Raw genomic sequence first — 24,786 nt, forward strand, 5'->3', positions numbered from 1 at the left:
AAATTACAATAAAAAAAGTGAAGGCAAGCTGGTTGTTACGCTAAGCCTAGGTTGATAACGATATAGATAAACATACACTTTATAACTGGTGCCTTAAAGCGATAAAAAAACAACTATTTTACGCACCGCACTGTTTGAACCGCCCTGATATTGTCATATTCTCTCAGAATGTTGAGTCTCCGACAATACTGGGGCGGTTCAGTATTGAATGGGGTGGAGATTGGGAGAAATTTAAAGATGGGCTTCATTACCAGTTGCCGTGGCCAAAACACCCAAAGTAGTCATAAATCAGCCGTCCGTAATGGGTGTCTCTTTTTCTGTGTCTAGAGTTTGATAGTCTAATAGATGAACGCAAATGAACACAAAATTCAGCAACCGAGAATTACTCGGTGATTGGTCTGAATATCTCAATATCGATTGCCATTTGATTACTTTTTATATGCTGATAGAACATAGCAGACAATAAAAAAGACTTTCAAGCGATTGAAAGTCTTTAATGGTATAACTTTTATATGGTGGGCCCAGTAGGACTTGAACCTACGACCAAAGGATTATGAGTCCTCTGCTCTAACCAACTGAGCTATGGGCCCTTTAGACGCACAATGATACCTGATTTTTAAATATTTTCAAGTAAAAGTTAGCAAGTAGGGCATACTATTTGATTAATTGTTACTAACTACCGCCAGCCAGCGTCAAACTTCGCCCACCATCTACCGTTATTATCTCGCCAGTAACATAATTGGCCTGCGCTAAATAGAGCACACTATGAGCAATTTCATCAGGCTTGCCTATCCGCTGCATAGGAATGGAGTCGATAATACTTTTTTGCTGCTCACTATCAAGCGCCTGATCGCTATCAACTTCAGGTAAGATATTTACGCCGGGAGCAACGCCATTCACGCGCACATCTGGCGCCATATCAAGGGCAAGCGAGTGCACCATCATCCTATGAGCTGCCTTTGCCATATTATATACAGCATAATTGGCAAACGGCTTATCGTGCGCATGAATATCAAGCAGGCTAATGATACAACCTTGCTGCGTTTTCAAATAAGGATAAAACGCTTGGCTTAACAATAAAGGCGCTTTGGCATTGGTTAAAAACAGCTCATCCCACTGTGATTGATCAATACTGCCAAGTGGGCTAGGGTAAAAACGTGAGGCATTATGTACCAGTACATCTAATTGCCCAAATGCTTGCATAATAGTCTGGACGAATTGTGCTAAAGCTTTGGTATCATTGACGACTGCTAAATCTGCAACAATGACCATTGCACTATTAGCCCAAGTTTCATTAAGCTCATTTGCTAGTGTATTCGCTTCCTGCTCACTATGATAACAATGGATAATGACACGATAGCCTTGCTTATGTGCTGCGCGAATAATAGCCGCACCAATGCGTTTAGCGCTACCAGTCACCAGCATGACAGGTTCAAGTGTATGGGTTGGTTGGATATTTTTTGTCTTTTGAGTCATAGGAGAGTTTTAATCAGTATTTGGCGTTAATATCTAAAGTAAGTTTTGACGCAGTTTCTAAGCTGACTTTTAAGATAGCTTTGGAGACATATTATGCACTTGTAAGTGCTCAATTCTATGTTGTCTTAAGGCTTCACCAATCGCTGGACCTTTAAGGTTTGTCTCGATATCGTTCATACTAATACTATGGAAGCTATCCAACGCCAACATCATCTGACGGTGCTGGCAAGCCAGTTGTAATACGTGACTGCATACGAGCAATTGCGAGAGTTTTTCAGGCTCCTTATGGGCGCTACAAGCTTGAATAAGATCGATTTTTCCAGCAGCATTAAGCTGATTGATTGCACTTAATTTTTCAGCTTGTTGGACGAATAGAGTGGCAAACTGGGTTTGTGCTTTTGGCACTTTAGCCGTATTGCCTATCTCGTTAATCGCTTTGGCAGCTGTCTTCAATTCATCAGGCTTTAAATCATTAGCGTTAAGATTAAATAACGACGAATTGAGGCTAGCCATTAAGATTGCCCAACGCTGTGATAAATTTAACTGCATTTGACCGGCAAAATACAGCGCTGTCTGCACCGTTTCTCTTATGTGAGCATGATTCCAAGCCTGATTTAATGGCGCAAAATATTCTGTGAGCGCCCCGATTTCAAACAGCTGCTGCCAGTATACATGAGGGGATAGCTGCATCGTCGCGCGGCTCGACTCTTGCCAAATACGCTCGCTACTCAAATGCGCAAGTTCTCCTGAACTAACCAGTTGGCGCATTAATAGTAAGGTTTCATCGGCGATGGTAAAACCCAAATCATAATAGCGGCTATAGAAGCGAGCCGTTCTAAGCACCCGTAAAGGGTCTTCGCTAAAAGCGCTGGATACATGACGCAAGGTTTTGTTTTCTATGTCAGTCAGTCCGCCATAGTAATCAATCACTTCGCCGTTTATAGGGGTGTCATCGCTTAAGCTTATGACTTCAATTGCCATGGCATTAACGGTCAAATCGCGCCGTTGCAGATCGTCTTTTAAGCTAACATCTGGACTGGCATGGACGCTAAAACCTTGATAGCCAACACCTTGTTTGCGTTCAGTACGTGCGAGCGCATATTCTTCGCGGCTGACAGGATGCAAAAATACGGGGAAATCTGCGCCTACCTGTTGAAACCCTGCATTAAGCATTTCTGCAACGGTTGCCCCGACAACGACAAAGTCTTTATCTTTGATAGGGCGTCCTAACAGCTGATCACGTACTGCACCGCCAACGAGATAGACTTGCATGGTAACCTCTTTCGTTATTTTAGTTTTAATCGGGTTATAAAAATAAAAGTATTAAATGCTAAGCCAACACATTCTAGGTCAATAAGTGATAGACCAAAAAAAACCATTCAGTGCCTTGTTATGATGGCACTGAATGGTCTGATTATAGCAGACTGCTACCCTTAACGAGTAATAGTAGCAGATCGATATATAGCAGTATCACTTACACACTAGCGGCAGCTGCTGCCTCATTTTCTAAATCTTGGGCTTCAGTCACCGCAAGTGCCGTCATATTAACCACACGGCGCGCTGTGGCTGATGGCGTTAGGATATGTACAGGTTTGCTTGCGCCTAATAAAATAGGACCAATAGAAGCGCTGCCGGTTGCTGTCTTAAGCAGGTTAAAGGCAATGTTTGCCGCATCTAGCGTTGGCAAGATAAGCAGATTTGCTGAACCTTTTAGGTTGCTTGAAGGCAAGTCATTGGCACGAATATGCTCATCAAGTGCGGCATCACCTTGCATTTCACCATCGAATTCAAAGTCGACATTCATGTCTGTCAGCAGTTGATGCACTTTGCGCATTTTGACTGCGCTAGCGCGGTCAGAAGTACCAAAGTTTGAATGCGACACCAACGCCACACGTGGTGTGATGCTAAAGCGGCGCAATTGCTCTGCAGCCAATACAGTCATCTCAGCCAATTGCTCAGCAGTTGGGTCTTCATGAATATAAGTATCAGCAATAAAGATATTACGATCTTGCATGAGCACTGCATTCATTGCATAAAAATCATTGATGCCTTCTTTTTTATTGATCACTCCGCCTACATATTTTAAATGCAGTTGATAATGACCGAATGTACCACAAATCATGCCATCAGCATCGCCATTTTCAACCAAAAGTGCACCGATTAAAGAGGTTTTACGACGGACATCACGGCGAGCAAGCTCGATACTGACACCACTACGTTTGTTTTTCTCGTAGTAGCCTTTCCAGTAATCGTTGTAGCGTGGGTCATCATCAATATTGACAATAGTAATATTTTCGCCATCTTTCAAGCGTAATGCTAGCTTGGCGATGTTATTTGCGATCACTGAAGGACGACCGACCAAGATAGGGTGAGCCAACTGTTCATCGACGACCACTTGTACTGCTAGCAATACATTGCTGTCTTCACCTTCACAGTAAACGATACGCTTTGGATCGGCTTTTGCACGTGCAAAGATAGGCTTCATCACAAACGCGGAGTTATAGACAAACTCAGATAAACGCTGGCGATAGGCTTTCATATCAGTGATAGGAAGTGTCGCAACGCCAGAATCCATCGCCGCTTTAGCAACAGCAGAAGCAATTTCAATGATTAAGTTTGGCTCAAGTGGTCCTGGAATGAGATATTCACGACCAAAACTTGGCGTACTTTCAACGTTTTTAACGTTGCTCATAGGTGTTGCTTCAACATGCGCCATCGCAGCGATTGCTTTTACGCAAGCAATCTTCATCTCTTCGTTAACAGTCGTGGCACCAACATCTAACGCACCGCGGAAGATATAAGGGAAGCACAATGCATTGTTTACTTGGTTAGGATAGTCTGAGCGACCAGTAGCCATGATGACGTCTGGACGGACGGCATGTGCCAATTCTGGCATAATCTCAGGCGTTGGATTAGCAAGCGCAAAGATAATAGGGTCTTTTGCCATACGGCGAACCATATCTTCTGTCAATGTGCCCGGCATAGATAAGCCTAAGAACATATCGACATCATCGATGAGCTCTTCAATAGTAGTTGCTTCTGTATCACGCGCATACATTTGCTTGGTTTCGTCTAGATTCTCACGGCTAGTGGTAATAATACCGCGTGAGTCAGAAACGTAGATATTGTTTTTATTAACGCCAAGTGCACAGATAATGTTTAGGCATGAAATGGCTGCTGCGCCTGCACCTGAACAAATAACTTTGAGGTCTTCAATCTTTTTGCCAGTGATCAACAAAGCATTGAGCATTGCCGCGGCCACGATAATGGAAGTACCGTGCTGATCATCATGGAATACTGGAATGTTCATACGTTTACGCAATTCGCGCTCGATTTTGAAACATTCTGGTGCTTTGATGTCTTCTAGATTGATACCACCAAAAGTAGGCTCAAGAGACGCAACTGCCTCGATGAATTTATCTGGATCATTTTGTGCAATTTCAATATCAAAAACGTCGATACCCGCGAATTTTTTGAATAGAACCCCTTTACCTTCCATCACAGGTTTTGACGCCAATGGACCAATATTCCCTAAACCTAATACCGCGGTACCGTTGGTGATGACACCGACCAAGTTGCTACGAGCGGTGTATTTAGCTGCTAAAGAAGGATCTCTTTGAATCTCAAGACAAGGTACCGCGACCCCTGGTGAATAGGCCAGTGCCAGATCACGTTGGTTGGCCAATTGCTTGATAGGGGTGACCGAAATCTTACCCGGTCGTGGGTGTGAATGGTAATGCAAGGCAGCTTGTTCAAACTGCTCTTTTTCCGTACTAGGGGTGTCCGTATTCAAAGTGATATCGTCATTCATAATAATTGCCATGGTTAGGATAAATTGGAATAAAGTAAATGGTGATAAAAACTAATGCCTAATGCTCAAAAATCATAAGATATGATAATGAGCGTACATTGATAGTTACAGGGTCGTGATTGGCGACTAGACATCAGCATAAAAACAACAATCTTGCAAAATAGTTATTCTAGCATTATTGGTAATTGGTTGCCTAGTTAAGCGCCATGTTAAGCGCCATGAAATACGCAAACAATATAATAAATTGATATTCGTTATTTATCTAGTTGATAATGCCAAAAAACAGCGCTAAATATCAACCTTAATTTTATAGTGTTTCAAAATATTACAGAATAAGCCACTTATTAAGATGAGCAGCTGATCGGCATTTGCGGGGCATGAGGGGCAGGTGGTATTGTATCAAGTTCGATGGCCGTATCATTTATAGTATAAGGGTTGGCAAGCAACTCAAATACTCGATTTAATTCACCAAATTGCCCTTGTTCTGCAGCCACAATGGCACGCTGAGCCATACTATTACGCAAGATATAAACGGGATTGTTAGTTTGTAGGCTACTAATCACTTGTTCGCTAGAAAGCGGTTTTGTTTGCGATAAATAGCGTTCTGACCAATCTTGCCATATTTGTAATGGCTCATCTTTTAGCTCAGCAATCATCGTTGCCAGTAGTTGCTGCTCATAAGGATGCTCGCTTGGCGCAATTAATCCCAATAATGCCCGGAAGCTATTGGTATAGTCGAACAAGTTATCTTCTAACAAGGTTAGAAACTCAAAAGCCAATGTTAAGCTCTCTTTTGCATGCGGCAGTCCCAGCTTGCGGCATAGCCCTTGTTGATAGTGCTGCATAAAAGTCGCTTCATAAGGAGCTAAACAATCCGCCAACGTTTCGCGCGTGACACCAGCCTGAGTCAAGCGCATAAAGTGTGGTAGCCAAATGTTCAGGTTCCAGTGCCCGATGGCAGGTTGGTTTTGGTAGGCATAGCGTCCTGTGTGGTCGGAGTGGTTGTTAACCCAAGCCGGATTAAAACGTTCCATAAAGCCGAAAGGTCCAAAGTCTAAGGTGCTGCCGGTAATCGACAAGTTATCCGTATTCATGACCCCATGAGCAAAACCAGTCAGCTGCCAATCGGCAATCATGCGTGCCGTACGTTCGACCACTGTTTGCAGGAACGCCAATACCGGCTTTTCACTATCACGGCACTCTGGATAATAAGTATCGATCATATAGTCGGTAAATTCAGCGAGTAAATCGGGCGCGAAGCTGGCAATCCATTCTACGTGACCCAAGCGAATATGGCTGTCAGCCACACGCATCAATGCCGCACCAGCTTCCATCCGCTCGCGTCGTATAGCCGTATCAGATACCACAAAACCCAAAGCGTTAGAGGAGGGCACACCAAGCTGGGTCAGTGCATGACCACATAGATATTCTCGAATGGTACTGCGTAAGACGGCACGGCCATCACCCATCCGTGAGTAGGGTGTCAGGCCGCTACCTTTAAGATGTAAATCTTGCAACTTATCATTATTATCGAGTACTTGCGCCATTAATAAGCCGCGTCCATCACCCAATTGTCCTGCCCATTGTCCAAATTGATGACCTGCATAAGCCATTGATAACGGCTGAAACTGGGCAGGCACGTATTGCCCACCGAGTATCTCAACCCAGCGTGCCATCAAATCTTCATCTTCTGTCCAGCCTAGTTGCTGTGCAACCTGTGTATTAAAATGACCGGCACGAGGATTGTCTAATGGTGTCGGCACCTGCTCATGATAAAGGCGGGTGTCTAATTTGACATAAGTGTTTTGATAGCGCATATGAGCCGGTCCAATTGAGGTATAAAGAGAATAAACTCACTATAACATAGCCTGCATATAGCAGCATGGCACTCTGTCCCTCTCTTGTAATTAACACATAAAAAAATCCCCCTATCTTTAATAGATAGAGGGAAGGAGAAGCGTCACAATATCAAGGCTAAATTATTAATCAGCCGTTAAACCTAAGCAGCTTTGGCATCTTGACCGATTGCGCGAAAGGCTGTTTTCAAGTTGCTGTTATGCGCCAGTATTTTTTGTTCAATCTTGGCATAATCTTGCTTCAACTCATCTTCAACTTCATGCAAGCGATCAGCAAACTCAGTCTTTTTCAGCTCAATGGTTTTTGCTTTTAATGCTTGCCATTCTTCGACTGTCTGCGTAAAGGCATCATATTCAAACTTAATACGCTCTTGGAAGCTTTTCATAGCATGAGGAATATCAATACCACTTGACGTTGCCGTATCAATCTGCTGCTGTGCCGCTTTGAATTGCATTTGCACTTCAGCATGCTTGATGGTTGTGTCATCAACGGTACGCAGCTCGCTGGTCAAGCCAAGCTTTGATAAGCCAGCGATGAGCCATTTGGTTGGATCATATTGCCACCATTTTACGCCATTACGATAATCGTACTGGAAGAAATGATGATAGTTATGATAACCCTCACCCCACGTAAAGATAGCTAAGAAGAAGTTATCACGGGCACTATTGGTATCCGTATAAGGACGCGTCCCGAACATGTGGCATAACGAGTTGATAAAGAAGGTAAAGTGATGGGTCAAAACTAAGCGTAGCAAACCAGCAACGATTAAGGTACCCCAAACATCACCTAGTAACCAGCCAATGGCGGCAACCATACCGACGTTCAGCGCCACGACCCATAGACCATAATATTTATGCTGAATCTGCAAGGTTCTATCTTTGGTCAAATCAGGAATATTTTTATAGTCAAACTTACCGCTAGGGTAGTTGCGTAGCATCCAGCCCATATGACTAAAGAAAAAGCCACGCTTCGCTGAATACGGATCGTCTAAGCGATCATCAACATGACGATGATGGCTACGATGACCAGAAACCCAGTCAAATGCTGAACCTTGAACCGCTAAGGTAGAACCAAGCAATAAAAAGTTTTTGACGATCGGATGCGCTTTATAAGCACGATGCGACAATAAACGGTGATAACCGGCTGTGATACTGATACCCGTCCACACCATAAAGGCACCAAACACGCCCCAAACCGGTGCGCTGACTTGATGGGTAAACAGATACCATGGGGTAATGATAGCAGCAGCAATAGGCGTGGCTACCAGAATAGTCGCTGGAATCCAGTTGATTGGTGCTTTTGTGAATTCAAACTCGCGCATATCGATGCTGTCCGCACTGGTAGAGACATCTTGCTCTCCAGAAGCATTAGCATAGTTGCGTTTGGCAACCGGTGTCTCATCGAGTGAGTTTTTCGCTTTATTCTCATCGAAACGTGTCTTAAAACGCGTGACTTGAGTGCTGGCGGTTTTCACAAGTGTGTCACCAGATTTGATAGCGAAACGTAAGCCTTTAAGCGGTAAGCCAAGTGCTTTTTTTGCAATCATATAATATCCCTAGCGGTATTAATTTAAGCCTCTATATTACCTTAAATACTTAGTAAAGTGAACACTTATACACTATAAAAATATTGCTAAATAACAATAACTTGTATCGTTTATACCATCTATGATGATAAATAAGCCATGACTTATCAGTTCTTAAGTAAAAGTGTAAGTAGAACGATAAATATGTAGGCTACAACAGCATCTGTTCGAACATAGTTAACATGTTTAACGTAGCAGAAGAGTGGATGGATAGTCAGTAATAATGACGTCGACCTGCCAATCTATAAGCTGTTTAATCGTATCGCTATCATTGACCGTCCACGCACTCACAGGCAAGTCATATCGATGACAATGCTGAATGACTGCTTTATTAAGAAGCGGGTAGTAAATACCAAGTTGCACACAGCCAAGTTGCAAGGCAGTATTCGGCGCAGTTATCAATAAATCAGGCGTACGAATAAGCAATCCACGTGGGACGCGCGTTAATAATTTATTGCGTTGCAGTCGTGCATGCAGCTCTACATCAAAACTGGTCAGTACAATAGGTAGACTGGCAAGCGGGCTATCGACTAGGTCACGCATCAAAGCCTTTATCAATTTGTCGTAATCAGTTCTATTATGCGTTTTAACCTCAAGCTCAATATAAGTAAAGCCATGTAGTGCAGGCGCTATGCTAGGCAAAGTAATAATCTGATGACCGAACTGTAAATGGCGTTGAATCTCAATAAGACTTAACTGGTCGATGCGTGACTGCTGCGCGCACATGCGTTCTAAGTCGTCATCATGAAAGACCAATAACTCTCCATCCTTGCTGAGCTGTACATCGAACTCAACTCCGACTACACCAGCTGTTTGTAAACGTTGAGCATACTCAAATCCTGATAAAGTGTTTTCTAATGCTTCACCGCGAGCGCCACGATGACCGAGTAATAGTGTGTTTTTAAGGTTTATCATAATGAATAACCATAGAATATTTGGAACGTCATCATATAATCTCTAATAAAAAGCGTCTAACAAAATATTTATAATATTCTTTAAATGCTCGAAAATTTACCTGAGCATCTAGCCATGTATTTGTTCTGACTGTGTATTTGTTGCGTTTTTGCAACCAAAGCTAGGTTTTGGGCACAATGTTAGACGTTATTTGTATATCAATAGGCTACACTAATGACCATTTAATACAAACACCGTATAATAATGTGATTTTCAAATCTATCACAATGAACATTTTTGATTTAACCATTTTTTTTCATTGTTTTAGTTTGAGTGTCATGGTTTGAACGTCAAATACTGTCCGTCGGTGGCGGTATGAATCAGTAAATTGGAGCAAAATAAATATGAGCGTAGCAAATAAGAGTTTGAGCAAGTGGTACAAAGTTGCTGGTGTTGGCATAGCATGTAGTTTAGCGCTTGCTGGTTGTGACCGCTCAGAAAAAGAAGAGACTCCTGAAACGGCAGAGGTTACAGAGCAAGAAACAGAGGTCAGTGAAAATGCAGCTGCCACTGCGGTTAGTTGTGATGACCCAATAGTACAAGATCGCCTCAAATCGGCCTTAAAAAATACGCTCAATCAACAAGCGCAAACATTGGCTACAAGTTATGCTAACGATGCAGAGATTGGTCTAAGCAGTGGCGTTGTCACTACTAAAACCAATGGCATCGTTATCGATATACAAAATGCCGCGACCTTACAAGCAGCCAATGCCAACGGTATGACGACTTGTCAGGCTAGTGTTAGCATGACCTTGCCGAGTGAAGACTTGTATCAAGCCAGCCAAGTTCAAGCGGCTAATAACCAACCAAGTTTGCAATCTCGTTTAGCCCAAGACAATATTCGTATCAATAACAACATGCTCGTTGATGATGCCTTTACTTATGTCGTCGGTACCCAAGGTGGACAAATACGTACCCGTATCGCTGGACAGCCAGCATTGCTCACGGTTGTATCAGAAGTAGTGGCAAGCTCAGTATATCAGTCAGCATTGGAAGAGCAGCGCGCCCAACGTGCAGCACAGCAAGCAGAACGCCGCCGTGAAACAGCGCAAAATAATAACGACAGTCAGCCAAGATCAGTAACGCCAGCTGCCCCTGTGCGCCCAGCCGCACCTGCTACGCCGCCGAGTGTGAATCAAAACAATCAAGGTAGCAGCGCTACAACGCCTAGCACCACTGCACCTGCGACCCCAGAAGCGCCAAAATCTACACCTAAAGATGAAAGTATTGATATGGTGATTATTGAAGATGAAAACGCTACTTACTAATCTATAAAGTAAAGCATGGTCAATAAAATAAAGTTATTGATAATAAAACGCCCGCAACTTGAAGGTTGTGGGCGTTTTACGTTAAATCGTTCGGTTATCGGTTATCGGTTATCGGTTATCGGTTATCGGTTATTAGTGATTTTTTGTAATACTTGGCTGTCCCATAGGACTTCAGAGACCTGCTCAGGGTCCGTGCAAAAGCGTGCGGCGACAAACAGCCAGTCGGACAAGCGATTGATAAAGCTGACCGCAGTATGGCGAATGGCTTGCGGACGCTCTTGTTGTAACAGTACTGCTTGGCGTTCAGCACGGCGACAGACGGTACGTGCCACGTGCAAATGGCTAACCAATAACGACCCTGTCGGTAAGATAAAATCTTTCAGCGGTGGCAATGTGCTATTCATTGCGTCAATCTGTTGCTCCAACCAATCGATATGAGTCGCATTGACACCTTCATATTCTGGCATCGAAAGCTCACCGCCGATATTGAATAATAAGTGTTGAATAATAATCAATGCTTGAGAGAAATCTGCTTTTTGAGTAGCGTCCGTCACCGTTTGTGTGAGCTGCGCGCGTACTAAGCCAATATGTGAATTAAGCTCATCAATATCGCCCATCACGCTGAACAGACTATCAGCTTTACTCACGCGGCTGCCATCTGCCATGCCGGTACTGCCATCATCTCCAGTACGAGTATAAATTTTGCTTAAACGATTGCCCATCTCTATATCCTTACCTGTCATTATTTTTCATTATTAAAAATTATCACATTAAAAAGTAATACTTGATTTAAGTATGTTGCTTACATGATATAAGAGTCTCACTCATGTACTTAAAGCATTTCACCCCTGTACTCAAAGAAGGTTACTTGTGCGCTCATTGTAGTATTTTACGAGCATTTTCGCTAAGATAATGGGTTAAGTTTTATATTGCTGCTTTTTTAAAATAATCACGACGTTATTTACCTTTATAATAAGTAAACGTCTTTATTTGCTAAGCGTGCATTATTGTTAGACTTGTTTTTTTCTTATACTTTTAATCAAAAGGCTACTACGTTATGACAACCCCACTTGCCGACGCCATGTCACAGCTCTCGATATACGATTCATTAACTGGGCGTAAGCAGTCATTTAAACCGCTGGTTGAGGGTAAAGTTGGCATGTATGTATGCGGGATGACGGTTTATGATTATTGTCATATCGGTCATGCACGGGTGATGGTTGGCTTTGATATGGCGGTGCGCTGGCTTGCACAATTGGGTTATGAGGTGAATTACGTACGCAATATCACCGATATCGATGACAAAATCATCACTCGTGCTGCCGAAAATAGGGAAGAAATCGGCGCGTTGACACAGCGTTTTATTACCGCCATGCACGAAGATGCAGCGGCGCTCGGCTGCTTGTCGCCTGATGCAGAGCCGCGTGCGACTGACCATATCGATGAGATGCAGCAAATGATTGAGACGTTGGTTACGGGTGATTACGCCTATGCTGGCGATAATGGCGACGTCTATTATGCGGTTGATAGCTTTGCTGATTATGGCAAATTATCTAAGCGTAATCTTGATGAGATGCAGGCAGGTTCGCGGGTTGATGTCGAAAACGATAAGCGCAATCCATTTGATTTTGTATTATGGAAAGCGGCGAAGCCTGATGAGCCGCAATGGGCATCACCTTGGGGTCAAGGACGTCCAGGCTGGCATATTGAATGCTCAGCGATGTCGACCAAATGCCTTGGCAATACTTTTGATATTCACGGCGGTGGACATGACTTACAATTTCCGCATCATGAAAATGAAATTGCTCAGTCGGAAGCGGCTACTGGCTGTGAGTACGCACGCAACTGGATGCACGTCGGTTTTATCAATGTCGATGGCGAAAAAATGTCTAAGTCGCTAGGTAACTTCTTTACCATTCGCGATGTGATGGCACAATATCTGCCAGAAACGGTGCGCTTTTTCTTATTATCGAGCCATTATCGTAGCCAAGTAAACTTCTCTGATAGCGCGTTAGACGAAGCGCATAATAGCCTAAGCAGACTGTATCAAGCACTTAAAGTTGCTGAACAACAAAAAGGTCAAGAAATTATCATTAATGATAAATTAATGAATACCGCGTATGCAAGCGCTGCCGGACAAGACTTTATCAAAGCCATGAATGATGACTTTAATAGTTCAACGGCTATCAGTGTGCTGTTTGGCTTGGCGCGTGATATCAACAAAGCAGGCAAAGTGGAAGATGTGGAGACTGCATGGCAGTTGGCGCAGCACTTAAAAGCATTGGCACAAACGCTGAATATTTTACAGCAACCTGTCCAGCAGTTTTTGCAAGCAGTCATCGGTGAGATGAAAGAAGACGGTTTAACAGATGAAGCTATCGATGGCTTAATTATTGAACGCGCTGATGCCAAAACCAATAAAAACTTTGCTCGTGCTGACGAGATACGTGTACAGTTAAAAGACGCGGGTATCGAGCTTGAAGACAGTCGCGCTGGCACGACTTGGCGACGCGCTTAACGTAACAGCTAAAATTAGCACATGCATAAAGCAACCAGTATGCTTAGAAATTTATGCTCAGAAATTAAGTCAGCTTAGCGCTGGCTTTTTTTTGTAGAGTACATTAGCTTAACCTTATACATAGGTCAGATATATATCGTATGAAAAATAATCATCAGTCTTTGGCTTCTAACTTGGATTCTAACAACGTTCAAGCTTTGCAATGCGGCATGGGTGACAAAGGCATCAATTCTGGCGACGCCAAGAGTGAGGTCTTTACTGCTTTTACTGTTGGCGATAAAAAGATTATTAAGCACTCAAACGTATGGCAACTTACCCTCAGTATATTTGTCATGATATTGAGTGTCGTTTATGTTCCTGTATATGCCGCTACTAGTGATGATCTAACGGTTAATAATCAAAGAGATGTAAAAGCTCAAAATTATGACGCAGCAGAAAAAAGTACTGTACCAGAAAATATAGTTGATTATGCAGCGCAGAAAATTGAGGATATTAAAGCAGAAGGAGTCAGCGTTTCTGCCATCGCAGAAGAAATGACTAGTCCGATAGAAAAAAACACGGTGCAGCAAGCAGGGGTGCTACAAGGAGATTCTGGTCTTACCGGTGATTATAATGAAGGTTATTATTCTTTAAATAGGCTCAATGCCGGTTTGCCGCCATTATCTGAGCCGCCGAATTTGTCGACACCCCTTGCAACCTTAGAGTTTTTCCAATCAGCAGTCATGAAGCAGCAATATGATTTGGCTGCTTATGCGCTGAATATGAACTTGATTGATAGTGAGTTACAGCGCAGTCGTGCGATAGATCTTGCCAAACAACTGGATTTTTTGCTGGTCGAAAAAAAACTCTATGTATTTGATAAGTTGCCTGATCGTCCTGATGGCTTGATTGAACCCCCTCTTGGTAGTACTAGTAGCATTCAAGGTATTCCTAGACGTTCGATTCAGCTTGGTTATATCGATTATCGCGAGCGCCGAGTACCGTTGCATCTAGAACGCATACGTATTGGTGATGGCGCGCCTTTTTGGGTATTTTCAGCGCAGACCGTTTCGAACATCGATAAGCTTTATGAGCAGTATCATCCGGCAAAGTTTGAGCGCTATTTGCCTAGTTGGACAAAGCTAAAGTTTTTTAGCATTGCTATCTGGGAGTTTTTAGCGTTACTTATATTCTTCTCGTTTACCATGGGAATAGGTTGGCTATTAAGTACAGCCGCTGGCAAGCTCCTTAATTGGTATGTCATGGATAAAGAGGGCAACCGTCTTAGTACGCTTCATCACAACGGTGTGGAAGATTTGGTCAATAAGTTGACCGTACCTTTAACCTTTACTATCAGTTTCTCCTCTGTCTATACTTTAGTATCGGGCGGCTTTCCTTATTTGGATGCATTGGCCTCATCAACCAGGCCTATCATTTGGGTGGCACTGGTATTTAGTGCGATGTGGCTTGGTATCCGAGCCACTAACTTTTTTGCCAATCGCTATAAAGATTTGCAAATCGAAAATTTAAGCGATGAGCATTTTGATAAAAGTCGCCGCCGTCGCACTTATGTTTCTATCTTTCGTCGGGTTTTTATCTTTGTTATGATTCTTGGCGGTATTTGGATTGGATTGAGTGAATTTACCAATATCGATGGGCTGGGTAAAACCTTATTAACCTCAGCAGGGATCGCAGGTGCGGTCATTGGTATTGCCGCGCAGCCTATTTTAGGCAATATTATCGCAGGGATGCAGGTCGCGATTACCCAGCCTGTGCGTATCGGCGATACCGTGATGATGGAAGGTGAGTGGAGCACAATTGAAGATTTGGGTTATACCTATGCGGTACTCAAAACATGGGATGAGCGGCGTTTGATTGTGCCCATGCGTCATTTTATTACTGAGATTGTGGAAAACTGGTCGCATACGGAATCGCATCAAACGTCAGTAATTTACTTATATGTCGATTATGGTGCTGATATTGCCGCCATTCGCCAGAAATATATTGAGTTGGTAAAAGAGAATGCGCTATGGGACAGTGAAACGGAGCCTGAAATGTTTACGGTATCCGTATCAGAAAGCAGCATTAAGCTTCGTTGTAGCCAAGCAGCTGATGGCCCTCTAGATGCATGGACGCTTGAATGTGAAGTTCGTGAGCAGATGCTAAGCTATTTGTATGAGCAACAAAAAGCCTATCTGCCGGCTGAACGTTTGATAGTCAAAACCAATCATGATTAGATATCAATGATTATGTTCAGCAAATAATAGTGTTGTTATAGCAAAATAAGCTGACAAATAAGTCATGCGAAAGCTTGCATTATTTGTTATAATATGGCGTTATTTTTAAGGGATAATTCAGTAGCTAAGCGTTGTGTAATCAGATTTTGGGATATCTAGAAGCGCTGTATTGGCGAATCTATTGAACCAATGATTTAATTACCAATGATAAATTGGTAACGTGCCGAGCGAATGTACATACTTAGTGTTTGTTCCTCACGGTTTTATCATTTTTTGCTAGGTTTTAATAACCTGATGATTTTGATAAAGCGTTAATTTATCGACTTGATACTGCATTACCCACCCATCAAAATAACCACTACTAGGGGTCTGTATGTTGCGAATTGTCGATGAAGCCTTAACCTTTGATGACGTTTTATTGTTGCCAGCTTATTCTGAGATTTTACCAAAAGCGGCTAATTTAACGACCCGCCTAACAAAAAGCATCACGCTAAACTTACCGCTAATTTCTGCTGCTATGGATACGGTTACTGAGTCTGAGATGGCCATTACCATGGCTCAGCTTGGTGGTTTAGGTATCTTGCATAAAAGCATGGATATCGATAAGCAAGCAATGCAAGTACGCCGCGTCAAAAAATTTGAAGCGGGTACCGTCGTAGATCCTATTACTGTCCATCCAGAAATGACGATTGGTGAGTTATTAAGATTGACCCAAGATAATAATATCTCAGGTGTACCGGTGGTCGAGAAAGGTACCGATAAAGTAATCGGTATCGTCACGCATCGTGACTGGCGTTTTGAGACCAATTTATCGTTACCGGTCAGCCATATCATGACGCCAAAAGAGCAGCTCGTCACGGTAAAAGAAGGTGAGAGCAACGAAAATATTAAAAGATTGCTGCATGAGCACCGTATCGAAAAAGTAATCGTGATTAATGATGACTTTCGTTTGCGCGGTCTGATTACCGTCAATGATTTTGCCAAAGCTGAAAATAACCCAAATGCTTGTAAAGATGAGCAGGGTCGTTTACGTGTTGGCGCGGCTGTCGGTACTGGCGCAGATACACAAGCGCGCGTTGAAGCGTTAATTGCTGCTGACGTTGATATCATCGTTGTTGATACGGCGCATGGTCATTCAAGAGGCGTGATTGATAAAGTATCTTGGATTAAAAAGAACTTTCCGCATGTGCAGGTTATCGGCGGTAACATTGCCACAGGTGACGCCGCTAAAGCGTTACGTGATGCCGGTGCAGATGCGGTAAAAGTTGGTATCGGTCCGGGATCTATCTGTACCACACGTATTATCGCTGGTGTTGGTGTGCCGCAAATATCTGCGATTGATAATGTTGCAAGCGCTTTGCAAGACAGTATTCCATTGATTGCTGATGGTGGTATTCGCTACTCTGGCGATATGGCAAAAGCCATTGCCGCAGGTGCGTCATGCATCATGGTTGGCTCGTTGATGGCAGGTACGGAAGAAGCACCGGGTGAAGTTGAGCTGTTCCAAGGTCGCTACTATAAAGCCTATCGCGGTATGGGTAGTCTAGGCGCCATGTCAGGTCAAAATGGCTCATCAGATCGCTATTTCCAAGACGCCAAAGATGGGGTAGAAAAATTGGTACCAGAAGGTATCGAAGGTCGTGTACCGTATAAAGGTCCAGTTGCTGGTATCGTCAACCAGATGGTTGGTGGCTTACGCTCATCAATGGGTTATACGGGCTGTGCAACGATTGAAGAGATGCGTACCAAGCCACAGTTTGTCAAAGTCACATCAGCTGGTATGAAAGAATCACATGTCCATGATGTACAGATTACTAAAGAAGCGCCTAACTATCGAGTCGACTAAGTACATTTTGACTCTCTATGATGCTATGAATGCTTATAACTCAGGGCCTTGCAGAGTTAAGTGACGTCAAGATACAAACAGCCAACAATGCTTCGTTATTGTTGGCTGTTTTTTTTGTAAAATACAACAATAGATTATTCTAATAATTATTTATATTTACTTATTACAATTACTGATTATAGTTACTGATTGCAATTACTTCGCCTGCGTGTATATCTGGTTTTTTACTTTTTTACTTTTTTACTTTTTTACTTTTAGACTTGAGGAACAATAATAATGAGCTACTTTGGCACTGATGGTATTCGCGGTAAATTTGGTGAGCTGCCAATTACCCCTGATTTTATATTGAAATTGGGCTATGTAATGGGACTCGTGCTGATAGAAAACAATCATAATTCTGCTCGTAAGCCAAGTGTCGTGATTGGTAAAGACACTCGTCTATCAGGCTATGTGATTGAAGGTGCACTACAAGCGGGCTTTAATGCGGCAGGTGTCGATGTGCATATGCTGGGGCCATTACCAACACCTGCTATCGCTCATTTAACCCGTAGCTTTAATGCGGATGCTGGCGTTGTTATTTCTGCCTCACACAATCCGTACTATGATAATGGCATTAAATTCTTCTCAGGCGACGGCAAAAAATTAACCGATGCGATGCAAAATGCCATTAATGATAAATTAACGGCCATTATGGCTGCCTCTGATAACAATGATGTCCTGATGCCGATTCTTGATCCGGCACAATTGGGTAAGAATAATCGCATTAACGATGCAAAAGGGCGTTATATTGAGTTTTGCAAAGGTAGCTTTCCTTATCAATATGATTTAGATCATTTAACCGTGGTCGTCGATTGTGCGAATGGTGCAGGCTATAGTGTTGCACCCCGAGTCATGCGTGAGCTTGGTGCTAATGTGATTGCCATCAACAACAAGCCTGATGGCATCAATATTAATGCTAACTGCGGCTCAACTCATCCTGAAAGTCTACAAAAAGCGGTACTCAAGTATGAAGCTGATGTGGGTATTGCTTTAGATGGCGATGGCGACCGTATCGTGATGGTCGATGAAGCCGGTAATCTGGTTGATGGTGATGGCATTCTGTATTTGCTTGCGACCCAAGGTCAAAACAAGGCTAAAGGCGTCGTTGGCACACTAATGAGTAATATGGGTTTAGAGTTGGCATTAAAGGATGCTGATATCGAATTTACCCGTGCAAAAGTGGGCGATCGCTATGTGATGCAAGACCTTGAAGCAAACGGTTGGATACTAGGTGGTGAGCCATCAGGTCATATTTTATGTTTGGATAAAAGCCGAACGGGCGATGCTATTATCGCAGGCTTACAGGTGCTCGCGGTGATGCAAGCACGCGGCAAAGCGCTGAGTGATTTGACCGAAGGCTTTGAGGTATTACCGCAAAAACTGGTCAATGTGCGCCTGTCTCAAATGCAAGATCCCTTTGAACATGAAGAACTGGTTGCCGCTTTTGATAAAGCCCGTGCTGCTTTAGAGGGGCGTGGTCGTTTACTTATTCGCCAATCCGGTACAGAGCCGATGATTCGAGTGATGGTTGAATCAGACGATGAGATAGAATGCGATGTCATGGCGAATGATTTGGCAGACAAAATCAAGGCCGTATTGGGCTAACAGTATTTACATATAATGATATTAAAATAAGCTATTAAAAAAAGGAATTATCATGAGTATGGACTTTACCGATCAGCGCTTATCGTATGAAAAAGGTGCGCTTGACCAGCAGTCAGTGCCTGCATCACCGTTTGAGCTGTTAAAAGCTTGGATGAGTGAGGCAATAGAGGAACAAGTACAAGAGCCGTACGCGATGAGCTTAGCGACTTGCGGGGCTGATAATAAACCCAGTGTACGCATTGTATTGATGCGTGAAATTACGGATAAAGGTATCGTTTTTTATACCAATTACGAAAGCGCTAAAGGTCAAGATATCGCCGAAAACCCAAATGCCGAAACACTGTTCTTTTGGCATAAGCTTGAGCGTCAAATTCGTATCAGCGGCAGTATCGCTAAAATTGACGCCGACAAGTCTGCTACTTACTTTCAAAAACGTCCGCATGATAGCCAAGTGGGTGCGTGGGTCAGTCAACCGCAAAGTGGTGAAGTTGCCAGTCGAGAAGTAATGGAGCAGACGTTTGAGCAATTACAAACAGATTATCCGGAAGGCACAGCAGTACCAACACCAGAGTTTTGGGGCGGCTATGAGATTACGGTTGAGAAAATCGAGTTTTGGCAGGGTCGTGCCAACCGTATGCATGACCGCATTGTCTACAACCGCGAAAATAGCGAAAGCTGGAGTACAAAACGCTTCCTACCTTAAATCTTTAAGATACTTAAGCTTAGATATCAGTAGAAAATAATTAAGTTGCATAAAAAAGCCACTTTAGATGTCATGCTAAATATGACGCCTAGAGTGGCTTTTTATGGGGCTCTTTTTAATAAAAAAAGACTTCAATCAGTGCTTAGCTGAGACTATGAATTCATTATTATTACTTCGTATCTACATCTACCGATACTGACATACCGGGACGCAGTTGGGCAAGCTCAGGCTGATTTTGATCTAAGTCGATACGTACGGGAATGCGCTGAGCTATTTTAATATAGTTACCCGTGGCAGGATTGGCGGCACCTGCACTAAATTCACTACCGGTTGCTGGCGAGATGTTACTCACGTGACCAGTAAATTTAGTACCACCAAGCGCATCAACACGAATAGTGGCTACTTCACCAACAGTCATATTTGCCACTTGTGTCTCTTTAAAATTCGCAATAATCCATATGCCTTTTGGTACGATATACATCAGCTGCGTACCGGCGCTGACGTATTGACCAGTTTTAACGCTCACTTGACTCAACTGTCCTGATTCAGGAGCAGTAATGACTGTATTCTCCAAATTAATTTGCGCTTGCTTAGCACCTGCTTCAGCATTTTTAATGTTGGCATCGAGTGACGAGCGGCTACCACTGGTTTTCTCACGCGCTTGACGAGCAACTTGTAAATTCGCTTCCGCTTGCTGTACGCCTGCCTGCGCCTTGGCAAGTTGTGCTTCGGCATGGGCAACTTCAGCTCTTGAGACCGCACCAATAGCGACCAGTCCTTGATAGCGTTTGACATCCTCACGAGCACTATAAACACTGACTTTTGCGCTATTTAGATCTGCTTCGCGCGCCTCAATTTGTGCTTGGTTTGTTCCAGTATCTTGGGTATTACTAGAGCGATTGGTCTCGGCAACTTCAATATTAGCCTGCGCTTGTTCAAGCTGCTGCTGAAAGGTGCGATCATCTATTTTTACTAATAAATCACCTGCTTTTACGCTGGCAAAATCTTGTACGGCAACCTCAGTCACGTAGCCTGAAACCTGCGGACTGATAATAGTCGTTTGACCTTTGACAAAGGCATTATTCGTTTGCTGCACAGTTGGTGTAAAGGGCGGTAATTTCCACGCATAAAGAATTAATGCGACACCAATAACAATCAATGCAATCAGTAAACCTAAATTAAAAAACGATTTTTTCTTAGGTGACCAGCCAGTTGAGTCGGGGATAGGCTCTACTGGTGGCATTGGCGTGTCAACTACTACCTCATCAGTTTTAACGTTATCCGTATTTGCACCTTCATTAGGCTCATCAGATTTGTTTAAATGAGGAGCCGTTTCGGGTGCAGCTGTCTCAAGCTTAGCTGTTTCAGATGCTAAGTCCGCTGGCGTTATAGTTGTTTTGTTAGGTGCGCTCGCATCATTTAGATTATTGGGTTTGTCTTCATTCATGAAGCGCTCCTAATGGGTTTAATAGACATAGTAGATAATTTTAAAATAATAATCATAGGATTGGGATAGAGAGTGAATAATAAAAATTGCACCATTAGCTATTTTTGTTCTCTCATCTTCGCTAAAGCGGCAAGCTCTTTAGCCAGTGGATTGCGTTTATGATAGCGATAATAGAAATAAACAATCAATAGATAAACTGTTGTAATGCTAGCGCTCACTGCCATTAAAAAGAATAAATCATCGTAAGCGGCGACGGTTGCCTGGCGCTGGATACCTTGGAGAATCTGCGTCATCATGGCAGGATTATCACCATTCATTGAGCTGACCATATCCGCATAATGCATTTGCGTACGAATGGTGGTAAAGGCTTGAATGGCCGCTGCACCTGCTAAACCGCCAACAGTTTGTGAAATACCAAAAACGACCGAAAAACTTATAATATAAGCAGGACCATTGGCAATAGCACGAAACATGCCTTCAAATACCATTGGACCCATAAAGTAAACGGCGGCAAAAGCGATCATAAACTGACTGAGATAAAACATCGAAGGGGCAGAATTTAGCGACACACCTGTGTCTATCCACGCGCCAATTGCAATGAGGGCAACAGCAAAAATCACTGGTCGACGCAGATCCATCGCATTGGTGCTAAAGATACTAATCACCAATGCCAATACGCTGGCTACCAATATCACTGCATAAAAAACAATCAGCTGATCATTACCATAGCCAAGATTTGCTAGTAAACCTGCTGCACCGACGCTTTGCTCAGACAGCAAAATACGCATCAGGGCACCGGTAATCATAAAGGCAATAATAGTACGGCTACGCATCCAGCGTACTTGTAACATGGGATTTTTACGGTGGGTTTCAATCCATAAGGCGATAGTAATGGTGACGACCGCAATAATTAGCGGATAGCTAAGCCAAGGGGTTGTCCACCATAAGATACGCCCTTGTACTAAGAACACTGCCAATGCAGCAAGACCACTGGCAAAAAATGCAAAGCTGACGATATCTAGCTTCTCAAATACCTTTTCGGTATTACCGGGCGGCAGCTCTAATATATTAATGAGGCCAAAGCAAATTAGTGCCAAACCAACTTGAAATAAAAATAAACTCTCAAGCTGACCATCAACTGCCAAGTAGGGCGAGATGATACGCGACAACGGAATGCCAAATTGTACTAGGCCAAAGCCTAAAATTAAGCCGCTGATACGCTTAGCCGTAGGCATGCCTTGTAGACAATAAAAAATAGACAGTACCGTCATGGCGCTGGCGACCACGCCACTAAAACCTCGAGCGACAAGTTCTAAATAGTAAGGTTCAATTCTGACACCAGTCGTTGTACTCAGAAGATTGCTACTAACAAGCCACTGCATACTAGTGGCTGCTAACAAAAAGAATAAGGTGATTTTGCTAAATAGCGACATACCAAACTGTTGGCGAATTTTATATAACAGCACAGTGACGCAGGCATTAGTCATATTGTAGGCGACTGATATCCAGCCGCCTTCTACTGGCGTTAAGCCCATTTCACCTTGGATTTGAGTGAGGTTAGCCACCAATAGACCATTTTGGAAGCTGGCCGTTAAACCGATAAAAATACCGATGAGCAGATAAAATACCTTGCGGCGTGTAGGATGGTCGGGAGTGGCGGGCGAGCCGAGCATAAATGGCTGTTCATGCGGCTTAAACTGATAGTCGGTACTCATTGGCAGGCAATTAACTGTATAGGAAAGTGAAGTGACATAGCATGACTCTTGGACTAGAAATACATCGTGCCAGTTGGGCTAGCAGTAATTGAGTACGGGGATATTTTATTTCACTCCCATACAAAATAAAAAACAGCCTAAAGACTGCCTGAGTTATTTTATCATAATTTTTATTCAGCGTTTGTAACCGACACCAAATCTATAACCATTAGCTACTAATAAGCCCGACATAAAAAACAGCCCTTTAAGAGCTGTTTTTTTGACTTTAAATAATGAGCAAAATATTTGGCTGACGACTATATTGATTTATCGTGATTCGCTTCTAAACGCATCGTACGCTGGTAGCTATCAAGGCTTGCCAACTGTAGAGCGTATTGCTTAATATTGGCATAATCTTCCAGCGCCCCACGTTTAGCCAGCATAATTAAGTCAAACGATAACATAAAGTCAGCACCGCTTAATTTATTGCCAACGATAAATGATTTACCTGCCACTTTATCGTTTAAATAACTTAGCAACTTATGCTTTTCTTGAGCGATATAACCTTTCAAAAAATCATTATCGCCAACGCCTGCTTTATTGGTAAATAACTCAAGTAGCAGTGGCAACATCAGCGAGCTTTCCGCAAAGTTAATCCATTGTAAGTAATGACCATAATCTGCGCTGTCGACAGCAGGGCGCAAACTATCTGGTGCAAAACGTTCAATCAATAGCTCAGTAATGGCCCCTGATTCTGCGTAAAGCTCGCCATCCATCTCAATAACCGGAGACTTACCCAATGGATGGACGGCTTTTAGACTGTCTGGCGCTAAATGCGTTTTGGCATCACGCTGATGGCTAATGATTTCGTAGGGTTGCCCCAATTCCTCTAAAAGCCATAAGGTACGTAATGAGCGTGATTGATTAAGGTGATGCAGTCTAATCATGATGTCAGCCTTTTTGCTATATTTTAATTTGCCGTGTTTTTATGGGTTAAGCTTGAAGCTTTGCAAGCAAACGTTTAGCGGCTTCTTCTGATGACGCTGGGTTCTGACCAGTGATTAACAAACCGTCTTCAACCACATATGATTCCCAATCCGCTCCTTTTTTATAGTTACCGCCATTGGCTTTAAGGACATCTTCTAATAAGAAAGGCACCACATCAGTGAGCTGAACGCCTTCTTCTTCAGTGTTACTGAAACCTGTTACAGTTTTACCTTTAACCAAGTATTCGCCATCAATTTTGACATTTTTCAGTGCGGCTGGTGAATGACAAACGAAAGCAACCGGTTTGTCTTGCTTAATGAAAGTCTCAATCAACTCGATAGAATTTTTATCGACAGCTAAATCCCATAATGGACCATGACCACCAGGATAGAATACGGAGTCGAAATCTTCGGCTTTTATATCAGCCAGTTTTTTAGTGTTAGCAAGATCCTTTTGAGCATCAGCATCGTCTTTAAAACGCTTGGTATCTTTTGTTTGCGCATCTGCTGTGTCGCTACTTGGATCTAGTGGTGGTTGGCCGCCAGCAGGTGAAGCAAGGGTCACATTGACGCCAGCATCTAGAAAAGCATAGTAAGGCGCAGCAAACTCTTCTAGCCAAAAGCCTGTTTTTTTACCAGTATCGCCCAACTTATCATGTGACGTTAGTACCATTAAAATATTCATAATTATCCTTATTTATTATTTAGATTTATCATTAATAACTAGCAGCCAGCATAAATAAAATCATTTTTACTAAACAACTGACTGCACATAGTATTG

Annotated in this window: 17 protein-coding genes and 1 tRNA gene; 6 read left to right on the top strand and 12 right to left on the bottom strand. The window is 43.0% G+C overall.

Annotated elements, in window-relative coordinates:
• Window positions 1-513 precede the first annotated feature (513 nt).
• The 7 genes from CAN34_RS12295 to CAN34_RS12325 all read right to left on the bottom strand — a co-directional run bounded on the left by CAN34_RS12295 (window position 514) and on the right by CAN34_RS12325 (window position 9,644).
• Window positions 514-590: transfer RNA gene (locus CAN34_RS12295), tRNA-Ile, on the bottom strand.
• 82 nt (window positions 591-672) lie between these two features.
• Window positions 673-1,476, bottom strand: a complete 804-nt coding sequence (locus tag CAN34_RS12300) for a pteridine reductase (protein ID WP_079691521.1) — start codon at window positions 1,474-1,476, stop codon at window positions 673-675.
• 69 nt (window positions 1,477-1,545) lie between these two features.
• Window positions 1,546-2,748, bottom strand: coding sequence for a tRNA nucleotidyltransferase (locus CAN34_RS12305; RefSeq protein WP_089555889.1), 1,203 nt, complete (start codon window positions 2,746-2,748; stop codon window positions 1,546-1,548).
• A gap of 202 nt (window positions 2,749-2,950) precedes the next feature.
• On the bottom strand, window positions 2,951-5,287 hold the full coding sequence (locus CAN34_RS12310; protein ID WP_089555890.1) for an NADP-dependent malic enzyme: 2,337 nt from the start codon (window positions 5,285-5,287) through the stop codon (window positions 2,951-2,953).
• Between the two features lie 344 nt (window positions 5,288-5,631).
• The gene (locus CAN34_RS12315; RefSeq protein WP_089555891.1) at window positions 5,632-7,104 is read right to left on the bottom strand and encodes a YdiU family protein; all 1,473 of its coding nucleotides are present in this window, start codon (window positions 7,102-7,104) and stop codon (window positions 5,632-5,634) included.
• 182 nt (window positions 7,105-7,286) lie between these two features.
• Complete coding sequence (locus tag CAN34_RS12320) at window positions 7,287-8,465, bottom strand: fatty acid desaturase (protein WP_197684686.1); 1,179 nt, start codon at window positions 8,463-8,465, stop codon at window positions 7,287-7,289.
• A 450-nt stretch (window positions 8,466-8,915) separates the two neighbouring features.
• A complete protein-coding gene (locus CAN34_RS12325) occupies window positions 8,916-9,644 on the bottom strand; it encodes a glycerophosphodiester phosphodiesterase (protein WP_089555893.1) in 729 nt (242 codons plus the stop codon).
• A 383-nt stretch (window positions 9,645-10,027) separates the two neighbouring features.
• Here CAN34_RS12325 and CAN34_RS12330 point away from each other — a divergent pair, with 383 nt between their 5' ends.
• A complete protein-coding gene (locus CAN34_RS12330; RefSeq protein ID WP_089555894.1) occupies window positions 10,028-10,951 on the top strand; it encodes a hypothetical protein in 924 nt (307 codons plus the stop codon).
• 122 nt (window positions 10,952-11,073) lie between these two features.
• Here CAN34_RS12330 and CAN34_RS12335 read toward each other — a convergent pair whose 3' ends face one another.
• Window positions 11,074-11,673, bottom strand: coding sequence for a cob(I)yrinic acid a,c-diamide adenosyltransferase (locus tag CAN34_RS12335; protein WP_089555895.1), 600 nt, complete (start codon window positions 11,671-11,673; stop codon window positions 11,074-11,076).
• A 335-nt stretch (window positions 11,674-12,008) separates the two neighbouring features.
• Here CAN34_RS12335 and cysS point away from each other — a divergent pair, with 335 nt between their 5' ends.
• The 5 genes from cysS to pdxH all read left to right on the top strand — a co-directional run bounded on the left by cysS (window position 12,009) and on the right by pdxH (window position 19,878).
• A complete protein-coding gene (gene cysS / locus CAN34_RS12340; protein WP_089555896.1) occupies window positions 12,009-13,469 on the top strand; it encodes a cysteine--tRNA ligase in 1,461 nt (486 codons plus the stop codon).
• A gap of 140 nt (window positions 13,470-13,609) precedes the next feature.
• Complete coding sequence (locus CAN34_RS12345) at window positions 13,610-15,685, top strand: mechanosensitive ion channel family protein (RefSeq protein ID WP_254423186.1); 2,076 nt, start codon at window positions 13,610-13,612, stop codon at window positions 15,683-15,685.
• A gap of 373 nt (window positions 15,686-16,058) precedes the next feature.
• Window positions 16,059-17,531, top strand: coding sequence for an IMP dehydrogenase (gene guaB / locus CAN34_RS12350; RefSeq protein ID WP_079691530.1), 1,473 nt, complete (start codon window positions 16,059-16,061; stop codon window positions 17,529-17,531).
• 276 nt (window positions 17,532-17,807) lie between these two features.
• Complete coding sequence (gene glmM / locus CAN34_RS12355) at window positions 17,808-19,175, top strand: phosphoglucosamine mutase (protein WP_089555897.1); 1,368 nt, start codon at window positions 17,808-17,810, stop codon at window positions 19,173-19,175.
• Window positions 19,176-19,227: 52 nt separating this feature from the next.
• The gene (gene pdxH, locus CAN34_RS12360; RefSeq protein ID WP_089555898.1) at window positions 19,228-19,878 is read left to right on the top strand and encodes a pyridoxamine 5'-phosphate oxidase; all 651 of its coding nucleotides are present in this window, start codon (window positions 19,228-19,230) and stop codon (window positions 19,876-19,878) included.
• Window positions 19,879-20,047: 169 nt separating this feature from the next.
• On the opposite strand, the gene CAN34_RS12365 is transcribed toward pdxH, so the two are convergent.
• The 4 genes from CAN34_RS12365 to CAN34_RS12380 all read right to left on the bottom strand — a co-directional run bounded on the left by CAN34_RS12365 (window position 20,048) and on the right by CAN34_RS12380 (window position 24,690).
• Window positions 20,048-21,325, bottom strand: coding sequence for an HlyD family secretion protein (locus CAN34_RS12365; RefSeq protein ID WP_089555899.1), 1,278 nt, complete (start codon window positions 21,323-21,325; stop codon window positions 20,048-20,050).
• 98 nt (window positions 21,326-21,423) lie between these two features.
• Entirely contained in the window at window positions 21,424-23,040 is a 1,617-nt protein-coding gene (locus CAN34_RS12370) for an MFS transporter (RefSeq protein ID WP_089555900.1), read from the bottom strand.
• A 296-nt stretch (window positions 23,041-23,336) separates the two neighbouring features.
• Window positions 23,337-23,966 carry a glutathione S-transferase family protein gene (locus tag CAN34_RS12375; protein ID WP_089555901.1) on the bottom strand — a complete coding sequence of 210 codons (630 nt, stop codon included), beginning with the start codon at window positions 23,964-23,966 and terminating at the stop codon, window positions 23,337-23,339.
• A gap of 46 nt (window positions 23,967-24,012) precedes the next feature.
• Entirely contained in the window at window positions 24,013-24,690 is a 678-nt protein-coding gene (locus tag CAN34_RS12380) for a type 1 glutamine amidotransferase domain-containing protein (protein ID WP_089555902.1), read from the bottom strand.
• Window positions 24,691-24,786 lie beyond the last annotated feature (96 nt).

The sequence above is a fragment of the Psychrobacter sp. DAB_AL32B genome (assembly GCF_002224105.1).
Classification (GTDB): Bacteria; Pseudomonadota; Gammaproteobacteria; order Pseudomonadales; family Moraxellaceae; genus Psychrobacter.